The sequence below is a fragment of the uncultured Microscilla sp. genome, from assembly GCF_947493425.1.
GTDB lineage: Bacteria > Bacteroidota > Bacteroidia > Cytophagales > Microscillaceae > Microscilla.
This window is the reverse complement of record NZ_CANLRP010000119.1, coordinates 1-26,842: the sequence shown is the minus strand read 5'-3', so window position 1 is coordinate 26,842 and position 26,842 is coordinate 1. Positions and strand designations below refer to the sequence as shown.

Annotated in this window: 20 protein-coding genes and 1 pseudogene; 13 read left to right on the top strand and 8 right to left on the bottom strand. The window is 39.3% G+C overall.

Annotation, left to right across the window (positions count from 1 at the left end; all coding sequences use genetic code 11):
• Nucleotides 1-182: 182 nt before the first annotated feature.
• Complete coding sequence (locus tag Q0954_RS23840) at nt 183-3,626, bottom strand: GEVED domain-containing protein (RefSeq protein ID WP_299461186.1); 3,444 nt, start codon at nt 3,624-3,626, stop codon at nt 183-185.
• Nucleotides 3,627-4,008: 382 nt separating this feature from the next.
• Complete coding sequence (locus Q0954_RS23835; protein ID WP_299461184.1) at nt 4,009-4,980, bottom strand: TrkA family potassium uptake protein; 972 nt, start codon at nt 4,978-4,980, stop codon at nt 4,009-4,011.
• A 420-nt stretch (nt 4,981-5,400) separates the two neighbouring features.
• Here Q0954_RS23835 and Q0954_RS23830 point away from each other — a divergent pair, with 420 nt between their 5' ends.
• The 10 genes from Q0954_RS23830 (at nt 5,401) to surE (ending at nt 15,268) form a co-directional block, all read left to right on the top strand.
• Nucleotides 5,401-6,519, top strand: coding sequence for an AraC family transcriptional regulator (locus tag Q0954_RS23830; protein ID WP_299461182.1), 1,119 nt, complete (start codon nt 5,401-5,403; stop codon nt 6,517-6,519).
• Between the two features lie 233 nt (nt 6,520-6,752).
• A complete protein-coding gene (gene rpsL / locus Q0954_RS23825) occupies nt 6,753-7,133 on the top strand; it encodes a 30S ribosomal protein S12 (RefSeq protein ID WP_002695382.1) in 381 nt (126 codons plus the stop codon).
• Between the two features lie 33 nt (nt 7,134-7,166).
• On the top strand, nt 7,167-7,634 hold the full coding sequence (gene rpsG, locus Q0954_RS23820) for a 30S ribosomal protein S7 (protein ID WP_299461180.1): 468 nt from the start codon (nt 7,167-7,169) through the stop codon (nt 7,632-7,634).
• Between the two features lie 104 nt (nt 7,635-7,738).
• Complete coding sequence (gene fusA, locus Q0954_RS23815) at nt 7,739-9,856, top strand: elongation factor G (protein ID WP_299461178.1); 2,118 nt, start codon at nt 7,739-7,741, stop codon at nt 9,854-9,856.
• A gap of 224 nt (nt 9,857-10,080) precedes the next feature.
• A complete protein-coding gene (rpsJ, locus tag Q0954_RS23810; protein WP_002695390.1) occupies nt 10,081-10,386 on the top strand; it encodes a 30S ribosomal protein S10 in 306 nt (101 codons plus the stop codon).
• A 296-nt stretch (nt 10,387-10,682) separates the two neighbouring features.
• Nucleotides 10,683-11,042, top strand: a complete 360-nt coding sequence (locus tag Q0954_RS23805) for a hypothetical protein (RefSeq protein WP_299461175.1) — start codon at nt 10,683-10,685, stop codon at nt 11,040-11,042.
• 153 nt (nt 11,043-11,195) lie between these two features.
• The gene (locus Q0954_RS23800) at nt 11,196-11,648 is read left to right on the top strand and encodes a hypothetical protein (RefSeq protein WP_299461173.1); all 453 of its coding nucleotides are present in this window, start codon (nt 11,196-11,198) and stop codon (nt 11,646-11,648) included.
• A gap of 794 nt (nt 11,649-12,442) precedes the next feature.
• Nucleotides 12,443-13,675 carry a bifunctional 3,4-dihydroxy-2-butanone-4-phosphate synthase/GTP cyclohydrolase II gene (locus tag Q0954_RS23795; protein ID WP_299461188.1) on the top strand — a complete coding sequence of 411 codons (1,233 nt, stop codon included), beginning with the start codon at nt 12,443-12,445 and terminating at the stop codon, nt 13,673-13,675.
• Between the two features lie 182 nt (nt 13,676-13,857).
• The gene (locus tag Q0954_RS23790) at nt 13,858-14,487 is read left to right on the top strand and encodes a hypothetical protein (protein ID WP_299461171.1); all 630 of its coding nucleotides are present in this window, start codon (nt 13,858-13,860) and stop codon (nt 14,485-14,487) included.
• Nucleotides 14,477-15,268, top strand: coding sequence for a 5'/3'-nucleotidase SurE (surE, locus tag Q0954_RS23785; protein ID WP_299461169.1), 792 nt, complete (start codon nt 14,477-14,479; stop codon nt 15,266-15,268). The genes Q0954_RS23790 and surE overlap by 11 nt, the downstream gene beginning before the upstream one ends.
• 88 nt (nt 15,269-15,356) lie before the next feature.
• Here surE and nhaB read toward each other — a convergent pair whose 3' ends face one another.
• The 3 genes from nhaB to Q0954_RS23770 form a co-directional block, all read right to left on the bottom strand.
• The gene (nhaB, locus tag Q0954_RS23780) at nt 15,357-16,949 is read right to left on the bottom strand and encodes a sodium/proton antiporter NhaB (RefSeq protein ID WP_299461167.1); all 1,593 of its coding nucleotides are present in this window, start codon (nt 16,947-16,949) and stop codon (nt 15,357-15,359) included.
• Nucleotides 16,950-17,334: 385 nt separating this feature from the next.
• On the bottom strand, nt 17,335-17,817 hold the full coding sequence (locus tag Q0954_RS23775; protein ID WP_299461165.1) for a ribosomal protein L7/L12: 483 nt from the start codon (nt 17,815-17,817) through the stop codon (nt 17,335-17,337).
• Between the two features lie 104 nt (nt 17,818-17,921).
• Entirely contained in the window at nt 17,922-19,283 is a 1,362-nt protein-coding gene (locus Q0954_RS23770) for a dihydrolipoamide acetyltransferase family protein (protein WP_299461163.1), read from the bottom strand.
• 691 nt (nt 19,284-19,974) lie between these two features.
• Between Q0954_RS23770 and Q0954_RS23765 the strand changes: the two genes are divergently transcribed.
• The 3 genes and pseudogenes from Q0954_RS23765 (at nt 19,975) to Q0954_RS23755 (ending at nt 21,716) form a co-directional block, all read left to right on the top strand.
• Nucleotides 19,975-20,640, top strand: coding sequence for a hypothetical protein (locus Q0954_RS23765; protein ID WP_299461161.1), 666 nt, complete (start codon nt 19,975-19,977; stop codon nt 20,638-20,640).
• Between the two features lie 339 nt (nt 20,641-20,979).
• A complete protein-coding gene (locus tag Q0954_RS23760; protein WP_299461159.1) occupies nt 20,980-21,276 on the top strand; it encodes a hypothetical protein in 297 nt (98 codons plus the stop codon).
• A gap of 51 nt (nt 21,277-21,327) precedes the next feature.
• Nucleotides 21,328-21,716: pseudogene (locus tag Q0954_RS23755) on the top strand (CHAT domain-containing protein).
• A 233-nt stretch (nt 21,717-21,949) separates the two neighbouring features.
• On the opposite strand, the gene Q0954_RS23750 reads toward Q0954_RS23755, so the two are convergent.
• The 3 genes from Q0954_RS23750 to Q0954_RS23740 form a co-directional block, all read right to left on the bottom strand.
• Nucleotides 21,950-23,659, bottom strand: a complete 1,710-nt coding sequence (locus tag Q0954_RS23750; protein ID WP_299461157.1) for a Zn-dependent hydrolase — start codon at nt 23,657-23,659, stop codon at nt 21,950-21,952.
• A 456-nt stretch (nt 23,660-24,115) separates the two neighbouring features.
• A complete protein-coding gene (locus Q0954_RS23745) occupies nt 24,116-25,234 on the bottom strand; it encodes an alanine racemase (RefSeq protein ID WP_299461155.1) in 1,119 nt (372 codons plus the stop codon).
• Between the two features lie 215 nt (nt 25,235-25,449).
• A complete protein-coding gene (locus Q0954_RS23740; protein ID WP_299461153.1) occupies nt 25,450-26,619 on the bottom strand; it encodes an OmpA family protein in 1,170 nt (389 codons plus the stop codon).
• Nucleotides 26,620-26,842 lie beyond the last annotated feature (223 nt).

Sequence of the window (26,842 nt, the reverse complement as noted above, 5' to 3'; positions counted from 1 at the left end):
TAAAAATAAGCCCAAGTGCCTATTTAGGACTTGAACAAGTTTCATTTTCTGATTCCCATTTGGGCGAAACGTAAGTAGTAAGTTCAAATAAAAAAAGGTTGCCCCCTATGAAAGAGAACAACCTTCAATGACAATGCTCAAACTAAATAGTTACCGTGAGCACATCACTAAAAAAGTATCAATTATTTGTATAGTACCTTAAGTACTTTTTTGCCTTCGTTGTGTTTGATTACTACCAAATACAAACCAGGCTTTAAACCACTAAGGTCAATTTCTTGTTTAAACTCTCCACCAACAGTTTTGAGTGAAGCTTTTCTCAAGCCTGCACCATTTGTGCTGGTTACTACTATATCTACTTTAGAATCTTCCTCTACGTTTCCTGTTACAGTTATTTTACCAGTAGTAGTAGGGTTGGGGTAAGTCGAGAACTCTGACGCTACATCAAAATCAGTAGTTCTACTGGCAAGGCTTCCTGCAGCTTGGATGTCTACTGTGTAGTCTTCTATTTTACCATAGATAAAGTTAGCACAAGATGTACCTGTTTGTAGGTCTTGACGCATAATTACACGCATTCTGGTTTTACCTATTCTAGCATCTTGTGGGATGCGTATTTTCTTTGACATACGTGTTTCAAATCTACCACGCTTGGTTTGGTATACTCGCTCACCTGCATCATCAAAGTCACCATCGTGGTTATAATCAATCCATACCTGGAACTTCTGAAGGAATAAGTTACGTATTTTTAACTTATATTTTCCACCCTGAGCTACACTTGCGGTAAGATTGGTAAAATCGCTGTATGCATCACCAAACTGTAGTCCGCTGGCGTTTTTAATTCCCGCAAACTTTACTTTACTGTGGAAGAAGCCAAAGAAACTTGAGGGAGTACAGTAAGTTTGGAATTTTTTAGAGGCACTGAAATCACTTGATCCGTACAAGCAATTGGCTCTTACCTGAAACTCGTAAGTACAGCCACTGCTCAAACCATTGAGGTCTAAAGAAGCGTTTGTTAAGCCGTTTTCAGTGATCCACTCGGTGTCACCTTGTAAACGGTAACGTACATCATAAGATTGAGCAGTGTACACTGCGTCCCAAGTCAAAGTAGTAGAGTTCAAAGTAATATTAGTGTTGCCCAAGTTTTGAGCTTGTGCACAAGCTACATTTACTAAATTAGCACTGTATACACCATTACCGTGAGTAGCTACTGCTACCAACCCATCAGATGCACGGGTTTTCACCATCATAGTTACTACATTGCCCAACACATCGCCACCTTCTCGGTTCCACACAGTATTTGCTCCATCAAGCTTAGTAGTAGAGAATAGTCCAATGCTAGTACCTACAAAATAAATAGGAGCACCAACAGTGGGGCGGTGTACCGAAATCCAGCGAACCGAAGGACCATTTCCAGTTCCATCAGCGTTTTGCTCAAGGTTACCACTTACATCTGTCCAGCTATCTCCACCATTTTCAGTATAAAATACACTTGGGATACCATAATTAGAGAATGTGGCATATACTTTATTTGAATCTACTGGATCGGCAGTAATTGAACTTACAGAACCATCAGGCAAACCCTTGCCAGTAAATATATCAATTGTACCTGGCTGACCTACAGCAGCATTAAGTACTTTATAAATTTCTCCACCACCTGCTTTTCCATAGTACAATGTTCCATCCACTGCCACATCTAACGCTGATGTAAAGAAGTTAATTCCAAGGAATGTGCTATCTAAACGTTCCCAGTTGTTATAGGCAAATATGGGAGTGCCATCAGGGAATGCTCCAAAAGAGTCTTTATTATCCAAATCTGGATTACGGTATACACCACCATCGGCTAAGAAATACATTCTTTTATAGTTGGTGCGATCCAGGATAAAAGGATTAATGAATAAGAAAGCGTTGGCTGCCAAAGGTGTTACATAAATAAATGCATTGGTAGTATCGCCTTCTTCTTGACGCAAAGTACGACCAAGTTGAGAACTTACATAACGAACATTGCTGTTAGGTTCAATGGCATTATACGACCCATCCCCACTGTTAATATTTGCCCAATCAGCATTAGTGGCTTTTGAGTTGGTGATCCAGGTTGAGTTATCCTGAAAACCAGCAATAATACGATTATCATTGGCAGTGATTGGGTCAATAGAAATAGCGTAAGGCTGAGTAGTGAAATAACCATTGTTCAATGATTCCCAAGCCACTGGTTCAACCCCTGTTGTATCGTTTTCTAAAATGTTTTCAGTGCGGCTCAAGCCTCCATCGTGTCCTGTAACCACTCGGTTGGGGTTAGATGGGTAAAACATCATCACGTGGTTGTCAGGGTGATGATTAGTATATATCGTTATATTGTTAAGCGGAGAATAGCCACCTATCCAAGCATTGGTAGTAGTATCAGCAAACCCGTTGGTAGAACGGTAAATATTTAAGCTACCAAGAAAAACTACCTCAGCATTGTCAGGCTTAATTCTTACATATTGGTTGTAGTTGGCTTGCCCTAAGTTTCCAACATCACCACCAAATACAGGTAAGTTTGCTGTAAGGTCTGTCCAGGCACCACCATTTCCAGTAGTTCCATCACCGTTACCCTCACCAGCAGTGTATATATATTTAAACAAACTATGTCCACTTACTCCTGCACCTGGGGTTGTAGCGAAGAAATAAACAATGTTTTCGTCAGATTGGGCAATATCAAGTACTACACGCGCAAAGTTAGCAGGCAATGCAGCGGGAGTAATATTAGTCCAGTTGGTACCATCATTAGAGCGGAATATGCCACTGTTAGGAGCTCCACCTGCCTGAATAGTGGCATACATTATACCAGTAGCGCTTATTTCAATGTCGTTCAATGCAGTACCAGCACCTGGCAATACATTATTCCAGGTAGTACCACCGTCAGTAGATCGCTTAATGCCATTAAGTCCAGCTACATATACATCGCCGTTGGTGGGGTGTACACGTACTCTAAAATTGAGTTGAAAATCAGTGTTAAGTACAGTAAGGTCGCTAGAAGTAGTACTTGGTAACAATATCCAGGTAAGTCCACCGTCAGTTGATTTGAATACGCCACTGCCATAAAAGTTAGCTCCAAAAGCACGGGCAGAGTTTCCTACTGCTTCGCCTGTTACATAATACCATACACTGGTGTTGGTAGGATCTTGGTAAATATCAGTAACACTTTGTCTTTCTGATACACCAGTTACTTTGCTCCAGTTGGCACCACCGTCAGTAGAACGCCACATGCCTCCCGAAACACCACCTGCAAGCAGAATGTTTTCATCATTACGATCAATAGCCAACGCGCGGGTACGCCCTCCTACGTTGTAAGGGCCTCTTTGTTTCCAGTTTTCTATTGGAATAACTGTGGAAGATTTGGTTCTATTACGTTTTTGTTTTTGATTCATTTCCAAGGCAAATGTTAATTCGGCTTCCCGGCTTAGTATTTTACCGTCTGGACTCTTTAACATCAGCTTGTTATAATCACTTTTTTGTTTACGCGAGCCTTCTTTAGCTCGCTTTTTCATTTTTTGCAACACTTGTTCTTGACTCACTTGAGCCAGCACCTCAAATGAAAATCCTAGCGTAAGCAGGCTAAGCAGTACAATGTTTTGTAAAATACGTTTCATAAAAATATATTATTGTGATAATTATTGAATTCTCACAAAACTATATGATTACATGCATAGATGAAGAAATTGAAGGGTATACAAAAAGTAAACACATAGAAAAAAAATAGTGTTACTTTTTTGAAAAAGTCTTTTAGGTAGAAAACAATTGAGGAAGTAAATATGGATAATATCTTGACTGTCAAAATCTTGTGTTTGATCTGCAGGTAAACATAGGTGTAAACACTCTGTGTTTAGAAAAAACACTACTAAAAAATAATCTGTATAGTCAAAATTTGATAATAGAACTGGGTAACTCTATTAATCTTATCTAATAAAAGAAAAAGAGTGGTTTATAATACAGGCAACCTACCCGATTTGTTCAGGTAGGTATACGTGTATATTACAGCATAAGTTTCTTAGTTGTGTAGTAATTTGCAAAACTTTTAATTTGATCTTCAGTACCCAACACAATCATTACATCTCCATTGGTGATTTTGGTACTGGGGTGAGGGTTGATCATAAAACTTCTTTTTTCTCCTGCCTTGAAAGCCATAATGGTAGCACCACTTTTTTTTCTAATATCTAAGTCCATAATGCTCTTCTCTCGGAAATTTTCTCTCATGTCTTCAAAGCTGAATTCTTCTAGCTTAAGCTCACCTGTTCCACTAATCATATCCAAAAACTCGACTACTCCTGGCTTGGTAATCAGGTTTGCCATATATGTGCCCCCAATCAAATCGGGGCGTACCAACCGATTGGCACCAGCCCTTATGAGTTTACTTTCGGCACTTGTTTCGTTAGCTCTCGCTACAATATTAATTCTCGTGTTCATTTGTCGTGCAGTAAGTGTTACAAAAACACTGTCAGCATCTTTGGGTAGCGTTGTAATCAAGGCTTGGGCACGTTCCACGCCAGCAGTTTTTAATATTTCGTCGTGTGTGGCATCTCCTTCTATGTATACAATATCGCTGGGAGCCAGTTCTTTTAGTAGTTCGGGGTCTTGTTCCACCACTACAAAAGGAATGTTGTTTTTTTGAAGTTCTTCACAAGCCCTTATACCATTTCTACCAAATCCGCACACAATTACATGATCTTTCATTTTGTTTACCTTCCTTATACTATTGTAGTTATTCAAAATTTCACGAAGTTCTCCTTCAAACAAGTAAGTGGTTAGCACAGAGGCAAATAAAGCAAATATCCCTAGGTTTATAACGATGTAAAAAGAGGTAAATAACCTGCCAGCATCAGACAAAGGGTGTACTTCTGTAAACCCAACTGTTGCAATAGTAATGACAGTCATGTAAAATGCATCAATAAAGGTATAGTTTTCTTCAATAAACATAAACCCACTTATACCAATACCTATGCTCAACAGAAAAAGCAAGCTAACTTTTATAAGTTTATTCAGCCTTCTGTCAACCCTTATATAATGATTTAAGCTATATTTCACAGTACGTAGCCAAGTTAATAACATTTTCTAAATCCATTAAACACCCCATAAGACATTAATTGTTAAATGCGAAATTCCACGAGGCTTTTGCAGGACACATTTGTTAAAGCTAAATAAATTTATCAACAATTTAACCTATTGAATTTTTTCATTAGAATCGCTAAATTACAAATATTACTCAAATGATATGAACGCTGGTCTTTACTTATCAGTAAAAAATATACTATTTATGCATTTGATCTGTTTTTACTTTTAATAAAGTATGTGACAAAAAACAAATGTAAGTCGTAGATAATGAGTTATTTATTAAAGCTCCAACGCCAGTGTTAAACTCCTGTAAGAATGATCAATTATTGGGCAATATTTTTTTTAATAGCAGCTGGACAAGGTCTTTTTCTTTCGTTGTTGTTAATATTACGCAATGTATCTAAAAATAAATTTTTAGCCTTGTTTATCAGCTTATTCTCTTTAACCATAGGGCATTATGTGACGTTTTGGATGGGGCTTTTTTCCAAGTATCCTCATCTTATAGGCTTGTCTGCCACTTTACCTTGGCTATTTGGACCTACGCTATATCTCTATGTAAAGCAAACGGGGCGTCAGCTCAAGGTTAAACGCTCGTCAGTATTACATTTTGCTGTATTTTTTTTACACTTTTTGTACTTAACGCCTTTTTATACCTCCAGTGCAGCCAACAAGTTGACAAAAGCACAAGACTCCACATTATACAGTACTTATCAGCTTATTATTAACTGGGGGCAAACTATTTCTTTGCTTTTTTATGCAGCACTTATTCTATATACTGTATTGTACAGAGGTAGCAACAATCGTAGCAAGTCACTGTTATACATGAGTGGTTTATTTATTGCTTTTTCAGTGAGCCACGCCAGTTATTACGTAATGGTTTATGGCTTTCATTATGTGCAAATCTATGATTATTACATTTCTGCTTCTATGGCATTTTTTATTTATTGGGTAGGTTATATAGGCTTTCTCAAACCAGAAGCTCTCAATGGAGAAACTACGACTCATCAAGCAGCAACTCTTCCAACAAATAAGCCAGCCAAATACGCTCATTCAGCTCTTAATGACCTTTACGCCACGCAACTGTTAGATCAACTAAAACAATTGATGCACACCGAAAAGCCCTACTTGAATCCTGAGCTCAAAATGAAAGAAATAGCAGATAAAATGGGGATTTCAGGCCATCACCTATCTCAGATTCTTAACGAATATGCACAACAAAACTACGCAGATTTTGTCAATAGTTATAGGGTAAACGAAGTAAGGCAAAAACTTCGTAATCCCCGATATGCGCAGGAAAAAATCATTGCTATGGCCTATGATGCAGGGTTTAATACCAAAGCATCATTCAATGCGCACTTTAAGAAGCAAACTGGGCTGTCTCCTTCTGCTTATAAGCAACAGTTCTTGGGTGAAACCTTACCCAAAAACAGCTAAATATTGTGGGAGATTATATTGTATAAATTGAAGAAATTTTCCTACTACGCCAGTATTTTCTTTTGAGCTTTAAATCCCTTATTTTCTGCTTCTGTCAAAGACCATAAGCCGATAGAAACTTATTGCTTGTACAAAAATTAAATTAATACATTTTGAATAACTAAGGGTTTTTTCTACATTTGCACTCCAAAAAAATTCAGTCTCACGACGATTTTATTAAATTGAATGTGTAAATGCCTACTATACAACAATTAGTAAGAAAAGGGAGGAAGACGTTAACGAGTAAATCAAAATCTCCTGCTTTGGACAGATGTCCACAACGCAGAGGTGTATGTACAAGGGTTTACACTACTACTCCCAAAAAACCAAACTCTGCCATGCGTAAAGTTGCGCGTGTGCGTCTCACCAACGGAAAAGAGGTAAATGCCTATATCCCTGGTGAAGGACATAATTTGCAGGAACACTCTATAGTTTTAATTAGAGGTGGAAGGGTAAAAGATTTGCCTGGTGTACGTTATCACATCATACGAGGAGCGTTAGATACCGCAGGTGTGGAAGGTCGTTCGCAAGGAAGATCTAAGTACGGGGCAAAAAGACCAAAAAGTAAAAAATAGGTTAGTAGCCGCTAGTATCTAGTAGAAAGAACAATGAGAAAAAGAAAACCGAAAAAACGCTATCTACTCCCTGATCCAAAGTTTCAGGACGTATTGGTAACCAAGTTTGTAAACTATCTGATGGAAGATGGTAAAAAAAGTCTTGCTTATAGTATCTTTTATGGTGCTTTAGACTTGGTTCAAGAGAAAACAGGCGACAATGGTCTTGAAATGTGGAAAAAGGCCTTGAATAATGTAATGCCTGGGGTAGAAGTTAGAAGTAGAAGAGTGGGAGGAGCTACCTTTCAAGTGCCAACTGAGGTTCGGCCTGAAAGAAAAGTTTCTTTAGGAATCAAATGGATGATAAGTTTTGCACGAAAACGCGGTGAAAAAACAATGCACGAGCGTTTGGCAGCTGAAATTATAGCTGGTGCTAAAAATGAAGGTGGAGCTGTAAAGAAGAAAGATGATACTCACCGTATGGCTGAGGCTAACCGAGCATTTTCACACTTCAGATTTTAAAAAATATTTTCTTAGTTGGTCACAAAAACAACAAAAATTGGGGGTTAGTTATTATATTTTAGTAACTAGCCTCTAATTCTATTATTTAGCTTCTTATATACAAAATGGCTGATTTAACGCTCTTACGCAATATCGGTATCATGGCTCACATTGATGCTGGTAAAACTACAACGACTGAACGTATCCTGTATTATACAGGATTAACCCACAAAATTGGTGAGGTTCATGATGGTGCTGCTACTATGGATCACATGGAGCAGGAGCAGGAAAGAGGTATTACCATTACTTCTGCTGCAACCACTACCAACTGGAACTACCCAACTGTTCAAGGTGAAAACACCCCTGAAACTAAACCCTACAAAGTTAACATCATTGATACTCCTGGTCACGTTGATTTTACTGTAGAAGTAGAGCGTTCTCTCCGTGTATTGGATGGTGCTGTGGCTTTGTTTTGTGCAGTCTCTGGTGTAGAACCTCAGTCTGAAACTGTTTGGAGACAAGCTGACAAGTATCTTGTACCACGTATTTGTTTTGTAAACAAAATGGACCGTGCTGGAGCTGATTTCTTCAATGCTGTATCAGAAATTAAAGATAAACTAGGTGCTAATCCTGTGCCTTTACAAATTCCAATTGGTGCAGAGGATGAGTTCAAAGGAGTGGTAGATTTGATTACCAATGAGGCCATTGTTTGGAACGAAGAAGATCAAGGTAAAACTTACAAAGTAATTGATATCCCTGAGGATTTAAAAGAAACTGTAAGTGAGTGGAGAGGTAAGTTGGTAGAAAGTGTTGCTGAGTATGACGACGCTTTGATGGAGAAGTTCTTTGAGGACGAAAACTCTATCACCAAAGAAGAAATGATGGCAGCTATCCGTAAAGCAGTGATTGACATGTCTATGTCTCCTGTAATGTGTGGATCTGCTTTTAAAAACAAAGGAGTACAAGCATTATTAGATGCAGTAATTTCTTTCTTGCCTAGTCCTTTAGATTTGCCAGATATTGAAGGCGAAGATCCTGATACAGGTGAAACTATCACTCGTAAAGCGGACTCAACTGATGCTTTCTCTGCATTGGCATTTAAAATTGCTACTGACCCTTATGTTGGTCGTTTGTGCTTTTTACGTGCATACTCTGGTAAACTAGATGCAGGTTCTTACGTAACCAATATGCGTACTGGTAAAAAAGAACGCATTTCTCGCTTGATGCAAATGCACGCCAATAAGCAAAATCCAATTCCTAGTGTGGAAGCTGGTGATATTTGTGCTGGTGTAGGTTTCAAAGATATTAAGACGGGTGATACTTTAGTAGAAGTAGGTAAACCCATCATTCTTGAATCTATGAGTTTTCCTGATCCAGTAATTGGCTACGCTATTGAGCCGAAAACTCAAGCTGATGCTGATAAATTAGGAACTGCTATAGCCAAACTAGTAGAGGAAGATCCTACTTTGACTGTTCAGACAGATGAAGAAACCGGACAAACTGTACTAAGAGGTATGGGTGAGCTTCACTTAGAGATTATCATGGATCGTATGAGACGTGAATTTAAGGTAGAAGTAAACCAAGGAGCCCCTCAAGTGGCTTACAAAGAAGCTTTGACCAAGTCTTTTGATCACAAAGAGGTATATAAAAAGCAAACGGGTGGTAAAGGTAAATTTGCTGACATTCGTTTCGAATTGAAACCTCGTGAAGATGGCAAACCTGGTCTTGAGTTCTTGAATGAAATCAAAGGTGGACGTATTCCTAAGGAATTTATCCCATCTATTGAAAAAGGATTTACTGAAGCAATGAAAAATGGTGCTTTGGCTGGTTATCCTGTAGATTCAATGACAGTTCGTTTGTATGATGGTTCTTTTCACGATGTGGATTCTGATGCCCTTTCTTTTGAAATGGCCGCTCGTCTTGGATTCAAAGTAGCAGCAAAACAAGCTGGTGCTAAAATAATGGAACCAGTTATGGCAGTAGAGGTAACTACTCCTGATGAGTATACCGGACCTGTGAATGGTGATTTGAACAAGCGCCGTGGATTGATGAAAGGTATGGATGCAAAAGCTGGTGCACAAGTTGTAAAAGCTGATGTGCCTTTGTCAGAACTATTTGGTTATGTAACCGACCTTCGTACTATTTCTTCGGGGCGTGCTTCTGCAAGTTTGACCTTTTCTCATTACGATTTTGTGCCTAACAACATTGCCGAAACTGTAATTGCCAAGGCAAAAGGAGAGTAAATTATCAGATAGAATTATATATTGGGAAGGCTTATCATAAGTCTTCCTTTATTATGAGTTAATAACCCTATCATGGTTGTTATAAAACTCTTTATACATAAATAATTGCCGGGTTTCCGGCTAACATTACCCAAACGGGGTGCCGTTATCTTTTTTATTGGATGTTTTGGCTACCCGTATGGTTTAGTAACTGTAGCGCGGATAGTTAAACGCTTTTAAAAGAGATGACGCAAAAGATTAGAATCAAGTTAAAGTCTTATGACCACAATTTAGTGGACAAATCTGCTGAAAAGATTGTAAAAGCAGTAAAGGCTACACAAGCAGTAGTAAGTGGACCAATTCCATTGCCTACTAAAAAAGAGATATTTACAGTATTGAGATCACCTCACGTAAACAAAAAATCTCGTGAGCAGTTTCAACTGTGTACACACAAACGTTTGGTAGATATTTACTCTCAAAGCTCTAAAACTGTAGATGCTTTGATGAAACTAGAGTTGCCAAGTGGTGTAGACGTAGAGATCAAAGTTTGATCTGCTACTACTATAAAATATAAGAGTCAGGTATTTGTTTACCTGGCTTTTTTTGCTTTAGAGCCATTTAAATGTTCGTATTTGAAGGGCAGTGTAATGAGCATATAATACAAGTTGATAAAGTAGTGATCTATCACTTTTGTGCGAATAAAGTAGAAATACCTAGATAAAAAAACGAGTGTTTTTGCGTATTGTGTGATCAGTATATTATGTTGATCTTTGTATTATCTAGCCTCTCAAGGTTGCCAGCAAGCTGCTGGGTGAACCTAGTAAAGCCATTTAAAACATCAACGAATATGATAGTAGCTATTTTTACACCCAATGCTCCTCACCTTGAAGCCCATAACACCACCACTTCTATTATTAATGCCTGTGTACAGGCAAAGTCGGGCGAAAGCATGAACGTAATATCTTGGGAAGCATTGGGACCTGATGTATTGATTGCTGAATTGATTCCTTTAGGCGATGGACCTTATAAATTGACTGTAACTATTAATCGTCCTACAAAACAAGCCTTATTAATTAATGTAGATGAATTTATTGAAGGGCAATGTGCCACAGTGATTATAAAAGATGAGCAGGGCCATACAACAAACTATTTAGATGGTACACAATTAGACTTTCAAATTTGCAGTGAGCTTCCGGCATATAGTTGATGCTTTGTAAGTATTATTTCTCGTGTGTTACCTGTTAACCTTTGCCAAGGGCTTGCCACTAATGTGTAATGGATGAGATGTTGAATGAATCATTTACCTTAAGTGGTGGTTGTTTTACATTTTCTGATCGTTAGAAAAGCGTTTGATTGACTGATGGAACACTCCCCTCTTACATTGAGCACAGGCATGGGTTTTGCCATTTCCTACACCATATTTTTAGGTAGCATATTTTTGTTTACCCTGTTTTGGGGTACAAAACTAGGGCAGAAACTAGTCCAGGTATATTTCATCTGTATTTCTATACCATTGTTGCTCATTGCCATATATAGGTTTACATTATTTTGGACGACGATTCAAGTGGTGAATACCCACACACTAACAGTAGAAGTAAAAACTGTTTTTGGTACCGAAATAAAAAAATATAAGCATATTGAAAGTATCACCATACGCCTAAAAAAAGGTGGGTATGCATTAGCTATACAAGTACAGGGAGAGGACACCCCTTACTTGAAAAGAGGGTACTCTCGAAAAAATGCCAAAAAAATAATTGCCTACTTTAACAAAACATCGTTGCCTTTCCACACCAAACTTTTTCACAAAGAATAATAGACATAGCATACTAGTGCTCTAGCTTCTAAGTAGGTCAAGTAGGGAATTTGATGAATTAACTTACGTTGAGCTCGCGAAAAGCTCGGTTTTGTTCTTTGGCGATCTTCAAAAATAGAGCAGAGTTCGCTTTTTGAATTCCGATGCCTATTGCATGCGTCAAAGCTTAATTTTACGAATACTTAAAATACCGTCAAAATCATCAAAAACGACTCTTTTAGGCGCAACTCCTACGGAGCCGTGTCCCGTTTCGTTTATTTTTTCTACCAAGGTTTCTCCCCACTGGGGCTAATATTCGTAATAAGTGGCATAAAAACGAGCAAAGAGTTTTGAACGATTCCATAAAAATTGTGATTCAACACAACTTGAAGCTGGTTTTTACAGGCGGAATTTTAAGCCCTGACCAATGCGATGCCTATCGGAACCTTAGCTACGTGATATTTTTTAAGAGAAGCCAAAGGGCAAAAGGTGCAAAATACCGCTTTACATATTATAGTGTCTGGAGTACTAGGTTTGTTCAAAAATGATAGGGTTACATTGATATACCATATTTTTTAAGCATATTGTTTGTTTAAAGGTGACTTTTTGTTTTTAATCTGATACATCACCCATCCCTATAGACAGTTTTATACTGTTACATTGATTTGTTACCAAAATCATTTTGCTACGGCCTTTCACCTCTTCTACTTCTTAATTAAATTTGACGAAACCTTTTACCCTGTTTGACGGGTTGTAATACTGTACCGTTTTCTATGCATATTGTAATAGAGCGAGTCATTAATTGGACACATAACATGAGTAAAGATCATAATATTAAATTAGATACTATTGAAGAAGCGATTGAGGCAATCAAACGTGGAGAAGTAATCATTGTGGTAGACGACGAAGATCGAGAGAATGAAGGCGATTTTATTTGTGCAGCAGAAACTATTACCCCTGAAATAGTAAACTTTATGCGACAAGAAGGAGGGGGGTATTTGTGTGCCGCGCTTACCGAAGAACGTTGCGAGGAACTTGAGCTTGACTTGATGGTGGGTAAAAATACCGACCCACATAAAACAGCCTTTACAGTAACAGTTGATCTGCTAGGCAATGGTTGTACTACAGGTATATCGGCGCATGATCGGGCAAAAACCATCAATGCTTTGGCAGACCCAGCCACTAAACCCAGCGAGTTAGGCAGACCAGGGCATATTAACCCTTTGAAAGCCAAATCAGGAGGGGTATTGCGTCGGGCTGGGCATACAGAGGCTACAGTAGACTTTGCTCGTTTGGCTGGTTTTCAACCTGCGGGTGCTTTGATTGAAATATTGAACGAAGACGGCTCTATGGCCAGGTTGCCAGAGTTAAGAAAAGTAGCAGATAAGCATGGGCTTAAGCTTGTCTCTATTGAAGATCTCATCTCTTACCGCATGAAGCATGATTCTTTGATCAAGCGTGAGATTGGTATAGAAATGCCCACCGAGTGGGGTAATTTTGACTTGATTGCTTTTAGGCAAACCAATACGGGAGAGTTGCATTTAGGTTTGGTAAAAGGGCAGTGGGAAAAAGATGAGCCAGTATTGGTAAGGGTGCATTCTTCTTGTGTAACAGGAGATATTTTTGGGTCATGCCGTTGCGATTGTGGACCACAATTGTACCAAGCAATGAAAATGGTAGAAGAAGAAGGCAAAGGAGTGGTGTTGTACATGAACCAGGAAGGTCGCGGAATTGGACTTTTAAACAAGCTAAAAGCTTATAAACTACAAGAACAAGGGTTAGATACGGTAGAGGCAAACGTAAAATTAGGTTTCAAGATGGACTCTCGTGATTATGGAGTAGGGGCTCAAATACTCAGAGATTTGGGGGTTACCAAAATGCGATTGATTTCTAATAATCCGCGCAAACGCACTGGGTTGATTGGCTATGGTCTCGAAGTAGTAGAAAATGTTCCCATAGAGATTACTCCTAACAAACATAACGAAAAGTACCTCAAAACCAAAAGAGATAAGATGGGACATCAGATTTTGCAAGAACCAGAAAAATAAGAACGTATTATTATTTTGATCTTTTATGATAAGCTGTGTATATTAATTATTCAGCTTATCATACGAGCCAATCACAATTGAATATAGATGGTAATGTGCGTGGTGGCCTCCAGATAACTGTATATGCTTATGAATAGGCAGTGGAGCTAAAAATTAAATAATCTCTTAAAAATGTATCATTTATGAAGGCAGGTTCAATTACATTTCCTTTATTGACGATTTTCTTTGTTTTTAATGCTTTGATAGCAAAAGGCCAAGGCTTTGCAGAAGAAAGGTGGCATAAAGGGGCGGCTGTGCTTACAAATGGTGATACGCTGAGGGGAGCGTTAAAATATAGCATAAAAGACGCCGCACTTAGACTAAAAACTTCCAATACTGTACAAACCTATTCCCCTAAGAAAGTTGTCTTTTTTGTCTTTTTTGATGCTTATTACCGTTACAATCGACAGTTTTATAGTATTCCGTATGCTGTACGCTCATCTAGCAACTACAAAGTACCATCCTTTTTTGAGTTAATTCGTAAAGGTTCTCCATTGACACTTTTGTCTAGGCAAACCACATTCATGCAGCGGATCGGGCAATTGGGAGGTGCTTATAGAAGGGTTGAACAGGATGTTTTTTATTTGTTGGATAACAAAGGCAGAATTACACGCATAAAAGCTTCTCGTAGAGGTGTTTATAAGGCTTTTAGCAACTATGAAAAAGCCATCAAAAATTATATAAAAACAAACCAACTGCAGCATTCAAGCAGAATTGACTTGATAAAGATTGTAGATTATTATAATTCTTTAAGTAAACGTAATGACAGATAACAACAACACCTCCAAAAGACCACTGATTTTAGTATCTAATGATGATGGAATTACAGCACCAGGCATAGGATTTTTGGTGCAGGTAATGAAGGAAATTGGTGATGTAATAGTAGTGGCTCCCGACAGCCCACAGTCAGGTATGGGGCATGCCATTACAGTAGGCAATTCGCTTAGGTTAGACAAAGTAAATATTTTTGAAGGAGTAGAAGCCTACGAGTGTTCAGGTACGCCAGCCGATTGTATAAAACTTGCCAAGCACTACGTGTTAAAAGAATTAACGCCAGACTTGGTAGTAAGTGGTATCAATCACGGCGCCAATACTTCAGTAAGTGTGCTGTATTCGGGTACTATGTCGGCAGCTATAGAAGCTGCTATAGAAGGCTTGCCAGCTATAGGCTTTTCATTGTGTGACTATCGGCAAGATGCTGACTTTTCTCATGTATTGCCTTATGTCAAAAAAATTGCAGAAGAAGCGCTTAGTTCAGGAGTGCCACAAGGGGTAGCGCTTAATGTGAACTTTCCGATAAACTCAAATACACCTATTAAAGGCGTAAAAGTTTGTCGACAGGCAAATGCGCATTGGCAAGAGAACTTCGACCAAAGAATGGACCCACACGGCAGGAAATATTTTTGGTTGGTGGGTGATTTTGTAAACAAGGACAAAGGAGAAGATACTGATGAGTGGGCGTTGAGTCAAAATTATGCTTCTATTGTACCTTGTGAGTTTGACCTGACTGCACACCATGTATTAAGTAAACTTAATAATTGGAATTTAGATTAAAAGCTCTGAATGGAATGAAGCATAAAAAAAGCCCTGTTTTAGGGCTTTTTTGTTTTTCAAGCGTTTTGTTTGACTCAATATCAAATAGTTATAGCCACTCTAGCATTAAAAATATAGCAGCTACTGTAGTAATGACAATAAAATACGGGAATGCCATCTTGACCATTCTTAAGTAAGACAGGTTAATCCTGGCTGCAATGGCGTTGGTTAGTAAGAATAAAAATGCTGCTTGACCATTGGGAGTGGCTATAGACGGTATATTGGTTCCTACGTTAATAGCTACTGCTACATTTTCTAACTGTTGAAAATGTTCTGGTGACTTGGTGGCCAGTGCAGTTAAGAGTTTTTGCATTTCTTTATTCTTGATTGCATCTTCAATGGCTACTTTGCTCATTCCGAGTAGTTCTGGGGTAAAAAAAGCATTGGTAGCTTCTTTGATATAAATCGTTCCCACAAATACATTATCACTAATGGCAGATAAAATACCCGAAGCAAAGAAGAAAATATAGGTTTGCTGAGAGCCTTTGGCTTCTAAAGCAAGGTTGATGATAGGCTTAAACAAGTGCGTTTCCTCAATCATCCCTACAATTACAAAAAACACTACTAATAAAGCGGTAAAAGGGGTAGCTTCTTCAAAGGCGTGTCCAATGGTGTTTTCATCAGTTTTTCCAGTGGCTGCAGTTAAAAATATGACTACCGATAAGCCAATGAGCCCTACTTCGGCGAGGTGCATGGCTAAGGCCACTACCAACCAAATACCTCCTATACCCTGCACAACCAAATTCCAGCGCTTGCGAGTATCCATTTCATCACGCATTTTATCCGCATTTTGCTTCAAAATTGCCCTTACGTTGTCGGGTATATTGTAACCATACCCTACTATTTTAAATCTTTCTACCAACACTGTGACTACTAAGCCTGCTGCTAACAGAGGAATAGACACATGGGCCATTTTAAGGTAAAACTCTATAAAGTCCCACCCCATTTTTTTGGCAATAATTAGGTTTTGAGGTTCGCCTACCTGAGTAGATACCCCCCCCAAAGCAGTACCTACTACACCGTGCATCAATAGGTTACGCAAAAACCCCCCAAAGTTGTCTAAATCCTGACGGGCAACAAACTTTTTCTTGTCTTTGTCTAAGTCACCAGGAACCCTTTCGTTGAGCGAAGCACTGGTATAAATATTATAAAAAGCAATGGCTACAGCAATCATTACTGCTGTTACTGTCAATGCGTCTAACCAGGCAGACAAAAATGCACCTACAAAGGCAAATGTGAGGGATAAGGTATACTTGGAGCGTATACCGACAATAATTTTGGTAAAAACCCATGAAAGCAAGTCTTTCATAAAGTGAATGCCAGCTACCATAAACAGTAGCAGCAAAATTACCGAAAGGTTTCCTTCTACTTCATGGAAAATGCTATGAGGGGTGACCATTTTCATAAAGGCAGCCTCCAGAGCAATTAAACCTCCTGGAATCAAAGGATAACACTTAAGTGCCAGAGCCAGAGTTGCGATAAATTCTATGAGTATGAGCCATCCAGTTATTTGATGGCTTCCTGTGGCAACTAATACTATGGGGTTGAGTACTAGTGCAATGATAACAGCCTGTTTATACCACACTGGGCTATTGCCCATAAAGCTTTTAAAAGCTACACTTTTAAGCGAGGGGTTGGACATAGTAATGTTCTTATTTTTTTATGCAAAGTAACAAAAAATCACTGAAGCGAATTGCTTGATCTTAAAAAAACAGTGGTAAAGGTAGAAAAATATCTTCGTCAAATAAAGACATCTAATCATATTATTCAAGTGAATATTTGGTTTGTGTATGGGTGATTTTGTTTTAGCAATGCTTGACAAACAATATTCGGATAAACAATGATACCACTGCTCGAAAAACTTATGAAGTGAACAAAGTAGAAGGTTGAATGTTTTATAAAGATATTTTTACCTGATCTACAAAAGTTAGGGCGTCCTGGAGCGATAAACCCGTACTAGTTTTGACTAGTTTGACTGCGGCTATTTTTTGCTTTTTATGCAGTAATTCCTTTACTTCTGCTACAAGTTATTGGTTTTGAGTGAGGTAAGAAGTCGTTAGAAGAGCATTTACTTGATCTATATATGCTTTTGATTCCTTAAGCCCCCATCCAGTATGTTCTTTTACCAGTTTTATAGCCTGTATTTTTTTTCCTTGACTTATCAGTTCTTGCACCTGTGTACTCAAACAGTCATCATCAATACAATTACTCAGAGGTAGTTGAAAGTATTCAGCTACAGCTTCTACATATTTCTTTGCAATACCAAGGTTATCAAAATAATGGGCACGTGCGTGAATAATTGCCTTGCCTTTGCCCAATGTTTGTAGGTCTTGTAATACTTGTTTTAGTAGAGGAATATTATCCCAACGTGCGGTGAGTTGGTTGGTTATTTGGGTTACCAGTGCTTTGGCTTCACTCATTGCTCCCAAAGACTCAAAAGCTACCGAAACGGCTTCAGTACTTTTGTTATCCAGTAAGTACTGGATGATTTGATATTCTATTTCTTTCATGAAAGTTTGATCTGTTGATATACTAAAAAAGGTTTAAGTACCAGTAAATAAAACCAGTAACTTAAACCTTATACTTATTTTGTTTGCAAATAGTTGCGTATATTTTAGATAACCATATCTACATCAAAAGCCTCAAGATAATCGGCTACACGACGAACAAAGCCACCGCCTAATGCACCATCTACAATTCGGTGATCATAGGCATGAGACATAAACATCATGTGGCGAATGCCTATCATATCTCCAGTAGGAGTTTCTATCACTACAGGTTTCTTTTTAATGGCACCAATGGCTAGTATACCCACCTGTGGTTGCATCAAAATAGGTGTGCCCATTTCATTGCCAAAACCTCCAATGTTAGACATGGTATAAGTTCCACCAGAAAGTTCATCAGGATTGAGTTTATTGTTACGGGCTCGATTGGCAAGGTCATTTACTCGTTTTGCCAAACCCAATAAGTTCATCTGATCAGCATTTTTAATCACAGGTACTATCAGGTTGCCACTAGGCAAAGCAGTAGCCATTCCTATGTTTATATCTTTCTTTACAATGATATTTTCACCTTCTATCGAAGAGTTAACCAGAGGGAAGTCGCCCAAGGTTTTAGCAATGGCCTCGATAAAAATAGGCGTGAAAGTGATTTTTTCCCCATGCTTTTGCTGAAACTCCTTTTTTACCTTATTTCTCCACATCACAATGTTGGTAACATCGGCTTCTACAAAAGTAGTGACATGAGGAGAGATTCGCTTAGAGTCTACCATACGTTGCGCAATCATTTTACGCATACGATCCATTTCTATTACGTCATGGGCTCCACTGTAAGACACTGTGGCAGGAGTACTAGGTTTACTACTGGCAGCAGGTTTGCTCGTAGTAGTAACCGCGGCAGGTTTGGTAGCAACTTGTGTTGCTGGAGCAGTTTGAACAGCCACCCCTCCATTGTTTTGACGATTGGCTACATAAGCTAAAATATCTTTTTTAGTTACCCTATTCTCTGAACCTGTGCCAGGTACATACTCAAGTTCAGTCATAGGAATACCTTCAGTTTTGGCAATATTAAGTACCAAAGGAGAGTAAAAACGACCAGTAGCTGGGGCATTCAGGCGTTCAGTACCGTTGTTGTTGGCAGTAGCAACTTGCGCCTGGACAATGGTTTGCTCTACAGCAGCTACAGTGGCAGGAGCAGCTTCGGGCTGGCTTGCAGGAGCATCTGCTGGAGCGTCGCCATCGGTGCTAATGATAGCAATAGTTTGCCCTACTTGTACAACATCTCCTTCTTGTGCTAAAACCTCTTTTAAAACACCTGCATGGGTGGCAGGCACTTCAGTGTCTACTTTATCGGTAGCTACCTCAAGTACAGGCTCATCTTCCTCTATTTCGTCGCCCACAGCCTTGAGCCATTGCAAAATGGTACCTTCCATTACACTTTCGCCCATTTTGGGCATAACCATTTCTACTAATGCCATTAGAATTGCTTGTTTTGTTTGAGAACTTGGTTTGAAGTTAACGAACCCACTTGGCTCGATTAACATTGAATATATTATAGTGAGTGATAGAAAAATCAAGCACTGTTGGTTTTTCTCCGAAAAAGAGAACAACTGCACAAAGTTAAACAAAAAAATAGAAAGTTAAGACACCAATATACACACGATGAGTACAATAACTTCGCTGTTAAGTGCAAGTGTTGGCGTAGAATCTACGGTGATTTGTATTGAATAAATTGAGTTGACAATGTAACAGATTTTAGTTTCAAAATAATCATTGGTGAAAACCATTAAATACTTATATGTCTTTGGAGGCTTTTTATGATTTGAAATTCAGAAAAAGTATTTGCAATAAAACCAAAACCCCAATTAAATTTTGATTTTAAGTATTCTGTTAAGTTAAATGGTATAGAATGTTTGGTATACTGGTTTTGTGTGGAATGAGCTGAACACGGCGAAACTTTATGTTTTTTACAGAAAAACCTCCGTTTTGGGTAGAGGGTTGGGTATATGAAGGTAGGCATAACAGAAGGTTGAAAGGGTTGATAACATAGAGTGATCATCCAAAAAAGATTATACTGCCTGTTTTACCTACAGTTATGTGCAAGTGGTTGAATGAAGGTTTACCTGACTTTGCCACATCAAACTATTTCTAAAACATTTATTAATCAAAATGAAACGTTTTTACAGCATTGCAATTATTTGCTTATTATTCATTTCTTTTTTTAGCGATGATGCCGAAGCTCAGCGTCGCAGAAGGCGAGGAGCTTATTATAATAGTTCTGAGTTCATGTATAGCCTGGGGGCTACTGCAGTGATGCCACGTTATACCGATGAGTTTTTGAAAGACTCTGCTGAAGAGTACTTTGGGCTTACGTTTTCTCCTCGCCTCAACCTGATTATGGGCAATGAACAGAGTATGTCATTGGCTTTGTATATGAGCTTGCTTTATGGCGAGTATTTAAACAAAAAAGGAGAGACAAAAGACTTATCTTATGAAATTCCTTTTGTGATCAATTTTAATTTTGGGGCAGGAGCCACTCATAGTGCTCAATCTTCTTTAGGAGGTTTTTTAGGTTTGGGTTATCAATTCTCTAACCTTTACCTGCTCAACCCCGAATTATTTGGTCAACTATTGACCAACCCTAATGCAAGCCCAGACGACTTTGGCGATATAGTATCACCTATGGAAGGTTTTTACCTCAATGCAGGTTTTAGATTTGCGGTGGGCTCTGGTACAGGCAACATTCATGCGTTTATGGTGAATACCAAAATAGAGAACCAAAAAACCTATGGGCTAAGGTTTATGTACACCTTTGGCGATGGTAGAAGGTACTAGTGCATTGGGTACTAAGTTACTCACATATTCTTTGGCGACTTTTGCCCCCTGACTTCCTCGTAAAAAAGTTAGATAGCTATGGCTATCCGCCATTTTCACGACTCGTCAGAAAACAAAATTCATCCCAATTAATAGGCAATTTATTTAATCCCCAATGCACTAGCCCCACAAGTAGTTATTGCTTATAAACTATACACAAAATGCACTGGTTCGAATCGAGTCAGTGCGTTTTTATTTCGAACAAATGAGGCATCATTTTTAGCAGATATTTTTTTCTATATCTCTACCAAAAAAGGGTATATTCAGTTAAATTCAATGGTTTACGATACGAGATCACAAATGCAAAAACTTTTATACACTACATTCTTTTTGTGCCTATGTACGCTGGCAGCAATGAGCCAAAATACGCTCCAATCTGTCAAAGCTCCCAACAAAACCGATGCTAATGGCTTGCCTCAGGGACAGTGGTTATTTTTGTATGATAAAAATTGGAAGCTGGTTCAAGACAAAACCCAGGCAGAGTTTTACCGAGTCATGACTTTTCAAAATGAAAAGGTAATGGGCAAAGTAGTGGACTACTATAAGTCAGGAACACGACAGGTGGTTATAGACTCGGTGATTGACTGGCGAGAGTAAAAGTATGAAGGTAACCTTACCTCTTATCACCCCAACGGAAAAAAAGAAAAGGTGTATACTTACGAAAAAGCCAAGTCAAAACCCGACATTGAAGATGGTATTCTAACGGCTTACGAGGCATCGCAAATAGATTTGCAGGGTACCGAATTGGTGGTACTTTCGGCGTGTGAAACGGGACTGGGCGAGGTTGAAAACGGAGAAGGGGTAGAGCATTTATAGTAGCGGGTGCCCAAAGCGTGATTTTGAGCCTTTGGAAGGTAGACGACAACGCGACCAAGTTGTTGATGAGCCATTTTTACAAAGCTTGGATAGGTGACAAAAAAAGCAAACGAGCCGCTTTTAGGGCAGCCCAAGCCTATCTACGCAATTATGAGAAAAACGGCAAGAAAATTTATGCCGCGCCTTATTATTGGGGGGCTTTTGTGATGGTGGGGGAGTAGTGAATTATCATTCAAGAGGCAAGGTACAAGCCACAAGTCCTTAGATATCGATGTATATTGGTGCTTCAAGTGCTTATTATTTGAAGTAGCTTAACCTTGAATATTAGTCAAGGGGTTGATAATCAATGCCTTGATTTATATAAAAACACAAACTCCGTTGAGCAATCATCACCCAACGGAGTTTGTTAACTTTACACTTGTAGTTTATCGCTAAAAGCTTGTTGCTAGGCAAACTATTGAGCCGTCAAACCCAAAGCGTCTACGCCTTGCTCAAATACAATGTCTTTAGGAATTCCGGCAGTTTTCAAACGAGCCAAATCTTTTGTAAGCTCATCAGACTGTACCGACATTTCTTCTAAAAACTTCTTGGTAGCCTCATAGTCGCCGTTGCCCTGTAGGGTAAGCAGTTTGTTGGTCAAACCTTTCACCGCCTCCGGAAACTTCTCAAAGTCTACCTTATAGGTACCATCTTCGCCACGGGTAAATGCGCCCATTTTCTGGAAAAAGTTAAAACAAACCATATTGGCCTTGCCGTGGCTTGAGGCAGCTCCAAAGCGGATCGAGCGGAAAATACTTGCCAAAAAGGTGACATAATTATTCTGCAAAGTACCTTCGGTCAACTCTTTCATTTTACGCAACTCAGTGACCATATACAAACCCAAAATATCGGCTTTGCCTTCTTCTATAGCCGAGGCAGTATTGCCCAATGCTTTTCTTACCGTACCTTTGCCATCAATGGTGTTTTTGATCCCCAAACCGTGAGCTACTTCGTGGAACATTACATTTTGGAAAAAAGCATCAAAAGCAATATTTGAGCGTTGGTCTTCCGCAATCAATACATTGCTGATAGGTACCACAATGTTGTCAAACTTGGCTTTCATGGTATTTTTCAACTGAGAACGACGGGTTCCTTTTTCCAGTTGAATATCTTCGTCGTTAGGCAAGTTTACCGCAATCGTTTTGCTACCCGCGTTGCAATCACCTGCATAATATACTACGTCAAACGCCGCCAACTGAGAGTTAGACCCAGGCGTTTCTTTTTTATACTTGTCCTCTACCGGAATGCCTTTTTGTAGCTGAGGCAATAAAGTAGCATAACGCGCCAGTTTTTGACTCCATTCTTTGTCTTTTACCAATATATAAGCTTCAAATGCAGCTTTGGCTCCATTTATTTTGTCTTCGTAGTTTTCAATAGGCCCAATAATTACATCCAACCCATTGTCCTTCAAGTCCATCCAGGCCATATCGCTTGCCTTGTATTGATCGGTCAAAAATGCTTCAGCTCTTAGGTTCAAGTACTTTTTCAGGCCAGGGTTTTCGGCAAGTTCAGCGGCTTTTTTCAACAATTCGGCAGCCTTGGTTAATTTTTCTTTATAAGCTACACTATAAGGAATTACCTCTAGCGACTTGTCTTCTTTGCGACGAATAATAGTATAAAGACTTCCTTTGTCTTTATTATCCAGTTTATCATATTCCTCTTTGGTCATGTCCTGAGGATAAAAGTTAGCCCCTTCCGGCTTGTTGCCTACCCCTTCTATAAAAGGCTTGTTGTCATCCAACCTGTCCCAAGGACCATAATTAATAGCAATGTATTTTTTCTCATCTTCATTTTTTGCCTTTGCCAAAGCCTTGCTCTTATCGCCATACGCTTGCTCCCAAAAAAGATCATCCATCAATTGAGCAGCCTCAATCAACAAAGGAATCATTTGTTTCTCTTTGTCAGTCAGTTGCGATAAGTCAGTAGTAAGCTTTACTGTTTGGTAGTCTTTTAGTTTAGAGGCAATCCCGCTTACCTCTTTAGTATCAGTAATTGTTTTGTTAGCACTACTGTCTGTGGTGGCAGTGGTGTCACCTTCGGTAGCTGTAGTCGAAGAGCCTCCACAGCTCCATAAACCACCCGAAATTAATAATGCCAGGCAAGCATTCGTGATGCGTTTATTCATATTTTGTAGTAATTAAAATGAATTTCCCTCCAACACCTAATTGATCAAATGCCAGAGGATAGTGATAATTTCTGTGTCAAAATCTTGCAAAGATACATTAAAAAACTTCAAAATAAACCTGCGTTTTATCAGAAGTAATGATTAAATAACCTGAGTAATAAAAGGGAGGTGAAGTAGGCAAAAATGAAAAAAGCCCGCCACCTTTGTGTAACGAGCCTTTTTACCTTCAACCAGCTATGATGTTCAATTTTAGAAGTTTTGTAGATAAAATGCAAATTATTCTATAAAAAATGTAGGATTATTTTGTAACTTTTTCTGTGCTTTATCAGTATTAACTAATTGTGTTTGCGTACATTGTCTCAAACACCCATGTACTTTTAATAGTTTCTTGTTCTTTTTTAGACTCAAAACTCATCAGCAAAGGCTTTCTACAGTCAAGTACTTGTTTGTTTGAGTTCATAAAGCCTGCCCTTCCAAATGATCAAGACTTTGGTCATCAAAAGTACGGTAACCACGCATAAGGTTGGCGGTAAGGCACGAGTGGATCGGTAACACCCCAATAATATCGCCCGTTTGGAGCGTATCAAAAGCCTCAGGGCTGGTACTGATGATGCCATGTTCTTGTGACAAACGCGCCAAGTGCATTTCTGGAATAGGTTCCCCCCAACCATCAGGCGTAAGCCTTACTATTTGCCCAAACACCTTATGACCGTGACCGTCTGTGATGAAATCTTTAGAAAAATGCACGGCTCCTCCATGAATCACTACTTCGTGACGATCAGCATGTTTTGCCACCACCGGGCAAGCCATTGCCACTGCTATTTGGTCGGCATCGCAAGAACCAATCTGGGTTTGCATCACATCATAAAACACACAATTGCCAGGACGCAACTCCTGAGCTCCCTCAAAATCATTGGCTACACTAAAGCCTGGAGTATCACCTATAGATACCTCCAGTGGATCATCGTGCAATTCAAACTTCTCTTGATAAGTATCTCTTACCTTACACATCACCTTTAAAGTATCTTGATGAATTTGTTGAATTTCGGCCTCGCCCCGTGCCCTATAAGTGTGTCCGGCATGCGCCATAAAGCCTTTAAAAATAACCATAGGATTACGCAATATTTCACTAATCATTGCCTCTATTTGTTCACCGTCTTCAGGACGAATGCCCGTGCGATGCGTTCCCACATCTACTTTAATATAAGCCCCCACCGCATAGTCGAGTTGTTCTTTCAACACCTTGATGCTCTCAGGGCTTACTATAGTCAGGTTGAGGTCAATCTCTTCAGCAAGTTTGTTTACGCCTGCCATTTCCTGGGCATAAAAAGGAAAAGCAATGGTGATGTCTTGCCAACCATTTTTGGCAAAATAGGTCGCCATTTTGAGCGATGACACCGTAATGGCTTCAATGCCTGCTTCCTGGCACCATTTACCCACTGCCAGCGATTGGTGGGTTTTGAAATGAGGACGCAAACGAATGTCGTGTTTTTTGGCCTTGTTTACCATCATTTCAATGTTACGACGGCACTTGGTTTCATCAATCAATAAAGTAGGTTGGGTAATGGGTTGCATGGGTATTAGTAATTTAAAGTGGATAATTAGTTACAAGCAATTAGCTTCAAGTCACAAGTGAACTTATAAGGTATTGGATTGTACACTTCTTATGTAGAGCAACATCACAAAATATAGGGCAATATAGAAGTTTTATTTCAAATAAAAGTGACTTATAAAATTACTACTTGTCGCTAAAAACACTGGCATGCACCAGCATCTAAGGACTTGAGACTCTAGAGCACCACAAACTCCACCCTTCTATTTTTTTGTCTACCTTCTTTGGTTGCGTTACTGTCTATAGGGCGGCTTTCGCCAAAGCCTTTAAAAGTCAGTCGGTTTGCCCCAATGCCCTGCTCTTTCAAGTAGGTGACTACACTTTTTGCCCTCCTGTCCGACAGTTGCAAGTTGCGGGCATTGGTGCCTACACTGTCGGTGTGCCCCATAATACGCACCTTTATTTGAGGGTATGTTTTGAGCAAATTTACCAACTTATTCAGTTCGGGAAACGACGCTGGTAATAGCCGGGCTTTGGCAAATTCAAAGAAAATATTTTTTAAAATTACTGGCTCTCCTTTTTTGACCTTGCCCAAATCAGTATCAAATCCTAACTCGATGTCAGTCAATGGTTTGCCTGTAATCTTAGGCATTGTATCTACCGTTACCTTGTCGAGCTCTACTACCGACACATCATCTATAAAATAATAAGCCCGGTTAAAATTGAACTTACGGCGATACTTGCGGCTATTGGTGATTTTCTTGATTTGATGGTCGCCAAAGTTATTAAACTCCCCAAGAGTAATAAAAGCCTCTCCACCTTTTGCCACCATGGTGTCTTGTACCAATACCCACTGATTGGGTTGGTCAAAAAACTGATTTCGAGGAGTCATTACCTGAGGCACATACACCTTGTTCCAACGGATACGCCTGGGGTATTTGGTAAATAGTATCCCAATATTGGCAATGGCGTAATTGGCATAAGTAGATAAGGCAAGGTGCATTTTTACTACGTACCTGTAGTCTTTTTTGAGTGGGCGTTTGAGCTTAGCTGTTACATGCTCGCGGTAATACCAACCTTGTGGGTCACCCTCGGGCGAGCCTACCCGCAAGATCATACCTATATAAGCTTGCCCGCTGTTGGCTGCCAACACCCCGCAACGGTTTTTGGGTACTCTATAGCCCCTGGTGCCACATTTGTTAAAATAATCGGGTGTGCAATTGGGTGGGTTTGCCACCCAAGCCGGAATCCGCCTAAAACGAATAGCCTCAAGATGGTAGGGGCACTCATGATAACTCTCAAAACCAGGGTTAGGTACCAGGTTTTGAGTAGAACCTGTTTTTTGTGCCCTGACGGGGAAAAAGAAAACTACGAAATAAAAAAGAAGTAACGTAATGAGTCGATGCATTACCTAATATACAAAAATTGGTGGTAATGTAGAGTTTCATAAAACCCTCAGAGTCATGAACAGTTCCTTCCACGAAGTTTGAAAAGCCACGTCATAGCATCCTGGCAGGTTTGGAATTGGTTTTCAATGTTTCAAATTTACCTCCCGCGAAGGTCTTACCGCAGGGTGACCTGAGCAATGCTACACGAAAACTTTCAAGCCAACTTATTTTTGAAACGCCTCA